This is a genomic window from Amycolatopsis iheyensis, assembly GCF_024703995.1.
Classification (GTDB): Bacteria; Actinomycetota; Actinomycetes; order Mycobacteriales; family Pseudonocardiaceae; genus Amycolatopsis; species Amycolatopsis iheyensis.
Window position 1 is genome coordinate 287,596 of record NZ_JAMXQV010000013.1, and the last position, 8,406, is coordinate 296,001.

An 8,406-nucleotide genomic window follows, 5' to 3' on the forward strand; every position below is an offset into this window, starting at 1 on the left:
AGTGCGGGCGTGACCGATGTCGACGACCTCCCGTTCCTCCGCAAGCAGGCCCGGACCCAGCGCTTCACCCTCGGCGCGCCGAAGGAGTTCCGGGTCGCCCCGGACGCCTCGCGCGTGCTGTTCCTGCGCGCGGAGTCGGGCACCGACCCGCGGCACAGTCTCTGGTCGGCCGACCTGGCGACCGGCGCCGAGGCGAAGCTCGTCGACGCCGTCGAGCTGCTGCCGGGCGAGGAGGAGCTGCCGCCCGAGGAGCGGGCGCGCCGCGAACGCGCCCGCGAGACCGGCGGCGGCGTCGTCCACTACGGCCTCGACGCCGGCTTCACCGTCGCCGCGTTCTCGCTCTCGGGCAAGCTCTACACGCTGGACCTCGCGTCCGGCGAGGTCACGCTGCGCGTCGACGGCTCGGTGATCGACCCGCGGCCCAGCCCGACCGGCACGCACGTCGCCTACGTCCAGAACCGGCGGCTGCACGTGATGGAGCTGGCCACCGGTGAGGACCGCGTGCTCGTCGAGGAGGACGGCGAGGACATCGCCTGGGGTCTCGCCGAGTTCATCGCGGCCGAGGAGATGGACCGCACCCGCGGCTACTGGTGGGCCCCGGACGGCCGGAGCATCCTCGCCGAGCGCTCCGACCGCGGCCCGGTGCCGCGCTGGACCATCGCCGACCCGGCGAACCCGCAGAATCCCGCCAACGTCGTCGCCTACCCGGCGGCCGGCACCACGAACGCGCTCGTGTCCCTGGCGGTGCTCGGCCTCGACGGCTCCCGCGTCGACGTCGCGCCGGGGGAGTGGGAGTACCTGGCCTCGGTGCACTGGTCGGCCGGTGGCGCGCCGCTGCTGGCCGTCGAGCCGCGGGACCAGAAGCGGCTGGACGTCCTCGCCCTCGACGTCACCGACGGCTCGACGGCGGTGCTGCACACCGAGACCGACCAGCACTGGATCGACATCGTCGGCGGCGTGCCGGCCTGGACGCCCGACGGGCGCCTGGTCACCGAGCGCATGGTCGACGGCGACCACCGCCTGTTCGTCGGCGACGAGGCCGTCAGCCCGGCCGGGCTGCAGCTGCGGGCCGTCCTCGACGTCGGCGACGAGATCCTGTTCAGCGCCTCCGAAGCCGACCCGACGCAGATCCACGTGTTCCGGACCGAAGGCGCGTCGATCCGCCGCCTGTCCACTGTGGACGGCGTGCACCACGGCTCCGGGAGTGCCGCGCTCACCGTGCTTTCCTCGTGGAGCCTCGAGCACAGCGGCCCGCGCGTCTCGGTGCTGCGGGACGGCGCTCCGGTGGCGTCGATCGAGGCGTCCACTGTGGACCCGGACATCGTGCCCAACCTGACCTGGCTCACGCTGGGGGAGCGCGGCCTGCGCGCCGCGCTGCTCCTGCCGCGCGGCTACGAGCCGAGCGAGGGCAAGCTGCCGGTGCTGCTCGACCCGTACGGCGGCCCGCACGCCCAGCGGGTGCTGCAGAGCCGCAACGCGTTCCTGACCTCGCAGTGGCTGGCCGACCAGGGCTTCGCGGTGCTCGTCGCGGACGGCCGCGGCACCCCCGGCCGCGGCGCGGTGTGGGAGCGCGAGATCGCCGGCCGCCTCGCCGACGTCACCCTGCAGGACCAGGTCGACGCGCTCCAGGCGGCCGCCGCGCAGTTCCCGGAGCTGGACGTCGAGCGGGTCGCGATCCGCGGCTGGTCCTACGGCGGGTACCTCTCGGCGCTGGCGGTGCTGCGCCGCCCGGACGTCTTCCACGCGGCGGTCGCGGGCGCGCCGGTCACCGACTGGTCGCTCTACGACACGCACTACACCGAGCGGTACCTGGGCAAGCCGCAGGACGAACCGGACAGCTACGCGCACAACTCGCTGATCGAGAGCGCGGCGGAGCTGAGCCGGGCGCTGCTGATCGTGCACGGGCTGGCCGACGACAACGTGTTCGTCGCGCACTCGCTGCGGCTGTCCTCGGCGCTGCTGGCGAAGGGGCGCTCGCACGTCTTCCTGCCGCTGGCGGGCGCCACCCACATGACGCCGCAGGCCGAAGAGGTCGCGGAGAACCTGATGCGCACGCAGGTGGACTGGCTGCTGCGCGAGCTTTCCGCCGTGGACAAGGAGAACGCATGAGCCGCTGGGGCCTCACGATCCCGCTGACCGGGGTGCCGCTGACGGCGCACCGCGAGCTGGTCGAACAGCTGCCGGACCTGGGCTACACCGACGCGTGGACCGCGGAAACGGCGGGCACCGACGCGTTCACGCCGCTGGTCCTGGCGTCGCAGTGGGCGCCCCAGCTGCGCCTCGGCACGGCGATCGTCCCGGTGTACACACGCGGCCCGGGCCTGCTGGCGATGCAGGCGGCGACGGTCGCCGAGCTGGCGCCGGGCCGGTTCGTCCTCGGCATCGGCGCGTCGTCCCCGGTGATCGTCTCGCAGTGGAACGCGGCTTCGTTCGACGAGCCGTTCGCGCGCTCGCGGGACACGCTGCGGTTCCTGCGGACGGCGCTGGCGGGGGAGAAGGTCAGCGAGAAGTACGACACCTTCGCCGTCTCGAAGTTCCGCCTGGAGCGCCCGGCCGACCCGCCGCCGTCGATCATGCTGGCGGCTCTACGTCCCGGCATGCTCCGCCTGGCTGCGCGCGAGGCCGACGGCGCGATCACCAACTGGCTGGCGGCCTCGGACGTGCCCAAGGTGCGGGCGGTCGTCGGCCCGGACGTGGAGCTGGCGGCCCGGATCTTCGTCTGCCCGACCGAAGACGCGGAGGCCGCGCGCGGTCTGGGCCGCATGCTGATCTCGAGCTACCTGACGGTCCCGGTGTACGCGGCGTTCCACGACTGGCTCGGTCGCGGCGAGCAGCTGGCCCCGATGCACGAAGCGTGGGCGGCGGGCGACCGGCAGAAGGCCAACCAGGTGATCCCGGACTCGGTGGTCGACGAGCTGGTGATCCACGGCAGCGTCGAGTCGTGCCGCGAGCAGGTTCAGTCCTATGTGGACAACGGCCTGACGACGCCGATCATCGCCCTGCTGCCGACCGGCGGCGATCCGTTCGAACAGGTCCGCGGGCTCGCGCCACGCTGATATTCCGTTGCCGCGGCCGGCGCCCGGGTGTTTCCTGGGCGCCGGAGGAGGACGGATGAGACGGAAGACGCCGCAGGAGAAGAAGCGGCTGAGCTACCTGAAGGACCGGCGCGACGACTACGGCGAGAACGCCAAGTCGACCCGCAAGAACCTGCCGCGCAGCAAGGCGTTCGCCCGCCGCACGAACCGGGCGCGGGAGAGCGTGGCGCTGCGGGCGGCGAGAGGCGTGCCGGACGAAGCCCGCGCCGAGGCGGCCGAGCAGCGGATCCTGCGGCGACGCCGCCAGGTGAAGCGGAAGTGGGCCGACACGACGCTGGCCGAGTACGTCGAGTGGAAGCTGGAGCGCCGCGCGTCGCGGGAGAACGGCCGGGCCACCCGGCTCGACGAGGCACTCGGGCGCGTGCAGCGGCGCCTGGGCCGTCCGGACCGCTAGGCGAAGATCCCGGTCGCCAGCAGCAACCCCAGCGCCCCCGAGGCCAGCCCCGCGACCGCCGTCACCACGACGTTCAACACCGCGTACAGCCGCGTCTTCTCCAGGAACAGCCGCACGGTCTCGTACCCGAACGTCGAGAACGTCGTCAGCCCGCCGCAGAACCCGACCGCCACCAACGCCCGCACCGACGACGGCTCGGCGCCGTGCAGGAGCCAGCCGCTCAGGAAGCCCAGGATGAACGAGCCTGCCACGTTCACCGTCAGCGTGCCGAACGGGAACGGCGAATCGCGCCACGTCTGCACCCGCCGGTCGGTCAGGTAACGCAGGATCGAGCCCGCCGCGCCGCCGAGGGCCACCAGGACCAGCGTCACTCGGTCCGCCCCACGTAGCGGACCACCTCGACCTGGTCGAGCGTCACCAGGCCCTCGCCGATCAGCTCGTCCAGCTGCGGCAGGAACGCGCGCAGCTTCGCTTCGACGTCGATGATCACGATGACCACCGGCAGGTCCTCCGACAGCGACAGGATCCGCGTCGTGTGGATCAGCGACGACGCGCCGTAGCCCTCGACGCCGCGAAGCACCGAAGCGCCCGCCAGCCCGGCGTCGCGCGCCCGGCGGACGATCTCGTGGTAGAGCGGCTTGTGGTGCCAGTGGTCGTCTTCGCCGATGTAGATCGTCAGGCGGGTGGCCGGTCCCTCCATCAGCGTCCCTTCCGCATCGCGCGCGTCGCCGTCAAGCCGGCCGTGACGGCGGCCAGGCACAGCGCCAGTGAGGCCGCCACGTACAGCAGCGAACCCAGTATCCGCCCGGCCGTGGCCGCCTCGAGGGTGTCGGTCACGAACGTGGAGAACGTCGTGAACCCGCCGAGGATCCCGACGCCGAGAAACGGCCGGAGCAGGTGGTGCGGCCGCGCGGTGGTGGTCAGCACCGCCATCAGGACCCCGATGAGCAGGCAGCCCAGGACGTTGGTGAGCAGCGTCGCGACCGCGAACTCCCCGCGCGCGTGCGGAACCGCCACGGACAGCCCGTACCGGGCCAGGCTGCCGAGCGCGCCGCCGGCGCCGATCGCGAGCAGGACGTCCCACCGGGTCGCGGGCACGCTGATCACCTCCCGGCCCGAACCTACCCCGCGGGGCTGACGGCCCCCCGCCGGCCGTCAGCCCCGCCGGCTCACGCCGGCCGGATGTTCTGGTTCACGTGGAAGACGTTTTCGGGGTCGTAACGCCGCTTCACCGCCGCCAGCCGCGCGTAGTTGCCGCCGTAGGACGCGCGGACCCGGTCCTGGCCCTCCTCCATCATGAAGTTGACGTACGCGCCGCCGGCCGACGTCGGGTGCAGGTCCGCCCAGTAGTCCCGCGTCCACTCCGACACCAGCTCCGCGTTCGCCGGATCCGGGTCGACGCCGACGATGACGCCGGACCAGCCGCCATCGCGGTGGGGGAACGCGGTCGCGTCCGGCGCCACCCGGGCCGCCGCGCCGTCGATCGGGTACAGGTGCATCGAGGAGTGCATCGTCGGCAGCTGCTCGCCGTGCTCGAGGTGGATGGCGATCGCGTCGTCGGAGATCTCGTGGAAGACGTCCGCGCGCCAGTACCACTGCAGCCCGGCGGGGTAGAGCGCGTCGAACGCGCCCTGCAGCGCCGTGTACGGCAGGTCGTGCAGCCCGACGACCAATGGCGAGCCGAACTCCCGCACCGGCGCCAGCACTTCGTCGGCCTTGTCGTGCGAACCCGTGTAGCACCAGATGATCGCGCACGCCTTGCGGCCCCACAGCGCTTCGGGGAACGGCGGCGCGGGCGGGACGGTGATCAGGCCGAACCAGCCGTTGAGCTCCTCGGGCAGCGACGGCAGCAGCTCCCGGTACCAGCGCAGCACGTCCGGGGTGTCGGCCAGGTCGTAGAGCACCGGCCCGCCGATGACCGTGCCGTGCTCGCCGATTTCGTGGCAGCGGAAGGTGAACGACGTGACGACGCCGAAGTTGCCACCCCCACCGCGCAGGGCCCAGAACAGGTCGCTGTGCGAGGTCTCGTCGGCGTGGACGAACGAGCCGTCGGCGAGCACGACGTCGGCGCCGAGCAGGTTGTCGACGGTCAGGCCGAAGCGCCGGGCCAGGTAGCCGATGCCGCCACCGAGCGTCAGGCCCGCGACCCCGGTGGACCCGACGATCCCGGACGGCGTGGCCATCCCGAAGGCCACGGTGGCGTGGTCGACGTCGCCCCAGGTGCACCCGGCGTCGGCACGCACGGTGTGGTTCACCGGGTCGACGGTGGTGCTGCGCAGCCGCGACAGGTCGATCACCAGCGCGCCGTCGGCGACGCCGAGCCCGCCCGCGTTGTGCCCACCCCCGCGGATGGCGAGGTCCAGGCCCTGGGCACGCCCGTAGCGGACGCAGGCGACGACGTCGGCGGTGTCCCGGCAGTAGGCGATCGCGGCCGGTCGCTTGTCGATCATGGCGTTGTAGACGGCCCGGGCGGCGTCGTAGCCGGGGTCGGCCGGGGTGACGAGGTCGCCGCGCAGGGCGGTGGCCAGTTCTTCGTGCGGCAGAGCGGTGGTGGTCATGGTGTCCCTCTCGGATTTCCGGTACCCGGGGGAACGTAGGCAGCGGGCGTTCGCCGGGCGTTCGGTCCGTTCACGGGACGGGGCGAACGCCGGCGAGATCGGCCGAACACCGGTCGAGCAGCGCCACGCTGCCCTGCGCACGAGCCATCGCCACCGCCGCTTCCAACCGAGGCACTGGATCGGCGTCGTGCGCCGCCCGCAAGCGCAGCACCTCCGGCAGCCACCAGCGGTCGTCGCGGGCCTCGCCCGCCGCCAGCGCCGCGTCCAGCGTCGCGCGGGCCGCGTCCGGGGCCGATAGCTCGGCCACCAGCGCCAGCCAGTACGGCATCCGCGCGAACGAGCCCTCGGCCTTCAGATGGGCGACGCCGTCCTGGGCCGCCGCCAGCCCGGCCGCGCCGCCGCGGAACCAGCCGCCCAGCACCAGCGCCCATTCCCGGTAATACGCGAAGCCGTACCGGTCGCACAGCGCGTGCAGCTCGGTCACCGCCGCCCACATCGCCGGGCGGTCGCGGCGCATCTGGTGCGTCACGCCCGCGTACGCGAGGCCGATGGCCAAGCTGTACGGGTCGTCGACCTCACGAGCGCGCGCGATCGCCTGTGCGGCGCTCGCCACCGCCGCGTCGTCGTCGCCGAGGAGCCAGTGGGCGTGCGCCGCCCAGGCCGGGCCGTGGACGTCCGGCCGGGTGCCGACCGGCAGCCTGGCCAGGCCACGCGTGCGGGCCGCGGCGAGCGCGAAGTGCCGCACCGCCTCCTCGGGGCGGCCGAGGCTGACCGACGAGCCGGCGTACGCGAAATGCGCGGTGCCCGTCTCCGCGGCCGTCGCGTCCGGGCCGAGCAGCCGCAGCGCGCGTTCGGCGACCTCGTGGGACTGCGCGGTCCGGCCCTGGACGAACCTCGACGAGAAGACGGCCAGCAGCGCGGTCACCGTCGCCGCGGGGTCGCCGGACGTCTCCGCCAGCACGAGCGCGCGTTCGACCGTCCGCTGCAGCTCCGGCGAGGAGTAACCGTGCCGGGCGTTGAGCGGCCCGGCGAGCTCGTCGAGGACGGCGTGCTCGGTCCGGTCCCGCGCACCGCTCACCGGCCGGGCGCGGACCAGCGCCAGCGCCTCGCCGAGGAGCCGGATCGCGTCGGCGTGGGCGAACGTGCGCGCGGCGACCGCCGCCGCCCTTCGATACGACGCGACGGCGCGGTCCGGCCGCCCGCCGCGGGCGTACTGCTCGGCCAGCTGCGCGGCGACGGCGTCGGTGTCGTCGGCGTGCAGCAGCTCCATGCCCTGGGCCAGCCGCCGGTGCAGCAGCCACCGGCGCGGCGGGCTGACCTGCTGGTAGGCGGCCTCGCGCAGCAGGTCGTGGGTGAAGTCGTAGCCGCCCCGGAACTCGCGCACGATCCGGCGGCGCCACAGCTCGTCCACCGCGTCGACGACGGTGTCCGCGTCGAGGTCGCTGGCCTCGGTGAGCAGCTCGAGGGTGAAGTCCCGGCCGGCCGCGGCGGCGAGCCCGGCGACCTCGCGCGCCGCCGGCCCCGGTTGCGCGAGCCGGGCCCGCAGCACCGCGCCGAGGCTCTCGGTGGGCGGCGAGTCACCCGCGCGCAGGGCTTCCACGACGAACAGCGGATAGCCGCCGGTGGCCGCGTGCAGCACTTCGCGGTCCGACGCCGACAGCGGCCGTCCGGCCACCGCTTCGCCGAGCTGCGCCGTGCCGATGGCGTCGAACGGGCCCAGCGGCAGCTCGGCCAGCCGGCCGTCGTCGCGCAGCTGGGCCGTCCACGACGCCACGCCCGGAGCCAGGGCGCCTTCGCGCAGCGTTGCCGCGACCAGCAGCGGCGCGTCCGGCAGCAGGCCGAGGCAGAAGGTGAGGAACGCGCCGGTCTCCTCGTCGCACCACTGGACGTTGTCGAGCACCAGCAGGACGGGCCGCCCGCCGGCGGTGAGCGCCCGCGCCAGCCCTTCGAAGAACCGCGGCCGCTGCCACGCTTCGAGCACGGGCTGGCCGCCGTCCGGGCGCGCGGCGGGCAGCAGCCGGGCGAGCTCGGCCCGCCACACCGGGTCCAGCGACTCGGCGGCGCGCTGCAGCGCGGGCGTGCGAAGCCAGTCGGTGACCGGCGCGAGCGCGAGCCGTCCCGGGGTGCCGAAGCACCGGCCGGTGGCGACGATCGCGCCCTCGGCCCCGGCGAGCCCGGCCAGCTCGGCGACGAGCCGGGTCTTGCCGACGCCGGCGTCGCCGCGCACCAGGACGATCCCGGCGCGGCCCGCCGCGGCCGTCCGCCACGCTTCGCCGAGCCGGGCCAGTTCGGCGGCCCGGCCGACGAGCCCGGGCGCCGACGGCCGCCGCGGCTCCCGGTCCGGCCGGGCGAGCAGCCG

8 protein-coding genes are annotated in these 8,406 nt (G+C 74.3%); 3 read left to right on the plus strand and 5 right to left on the minus strand.

The window, feature by feature from the left end; translation table 11 throughout:
- Window positions 1-9 precede the first annotated feature (9 nt).
- The 3 genes from M8542_RS25220 to M8542_RS25230 are packed head-to-tail and all read left to right on the plus strand — an operon-like array spanning window position 10 to window position 3,489.
- Window positions 10-2,109, plus strand: coding sequence for a S9 family peptidase (locus tag M8542_RS25220; RefSeq protein WP_257922699.1), 2,100 nt, complete (start codon window positions 10-12; stop codon window positions 2,107-2,109).
- Window positions 2,106-3,056 carry an LLM class F420-dependent oxidoreductase gene (locus tag M8542_RS25225; RefSeq protein WP_257922700.1) on the plus strand — a complete coding sequence of 317 codons (951 nt, stop codon included), beginning with the start codon at window positions 2,106-2,108 and terminating at the stop codon, window positions 3,054-3,056. Before M8542_RS25220 ends, M8542_RS25225 begins: the two co-directional genes overlap by 4 nt.
- Window positions 3,057-3,111: 55 nt before the next feature.
- Window positions 3,112-3,489, plus strand: a complete 378-nt coding sequence (locus tag M8542_RS25230; protein ID WP_257922701.1) for a hypothetical protein — start codon at window positions 3,112-3,114, stop codon at window positions 3,487-3,489.
- On the opposite strand, the gene crcB is transcribed toward M8542_RS25230, so the two are convergent.
- From crcB to M8542_RS25255, 5 genes are all read right to left on the minus strand, one after another.
- On the minus strand, window positions 3,486-3,860 hold the full coding sequence (crcB, locus tag M8542_RS25235) for a fluoride efflux transporter CrcB (protein WP_257922702.1): 375 nt from the start codon (window positions 3,858-3,860) through the stop codon (window positions 3,486-3,488). The genes M8542_RS25230 and crcB overlap by 4 nt on opposite strands.
- On the minus strand, window positions 3,857-4,189 hold the full coding sequence (locus M8542_RS25240) for a DUF190 domain-containing protein (RefSeq protein ID WP_257922703.1): 333 nt from the start codon (window positions 4,187-4,189) through the stop codon (window positions 3,857-3,859). The genes crcB and M8542_RS25240 overlap by 4 nt, the downstream gene beginning before the upstream one ends.
- Window positions 4,189-4,596, minus strand: a complete 408-nt coding sequence (locus M8542_RS25245; protein WP_257922704.1) for a fluoride efflux transporter FluC — start codon at window positions 4,594-4,596, stop codon at window positions 4,189-4,191. The genes M8542_RS25240 and M8542_RS25245 overlap by 1 nt, the downstream gene beginning before the upstream one ends.
- Window positions 4,597-4,658: 62 nt before the next feature.
- Window positions 4,659-6,047, minus strand: coding sequence for an FAD-binding oxidoreductase (locus M8542_RS25250; RefSeq protein ID WP_257922705.1), 1,389 nt, complete (start codon window positions 6,045-6,047; stop codon window positions 4,659-4,661).
- A gap of 70 nt (window positions 6,048-6,117) precedes the next feature.
- On the minus strand, window positions 6,118-8,406 hold a 2,289-nt coding region (locus tag M8542_RS25255), incomplete at its 5' end, for an ATP-binding protein (RefSeq protein WP_257922706.1).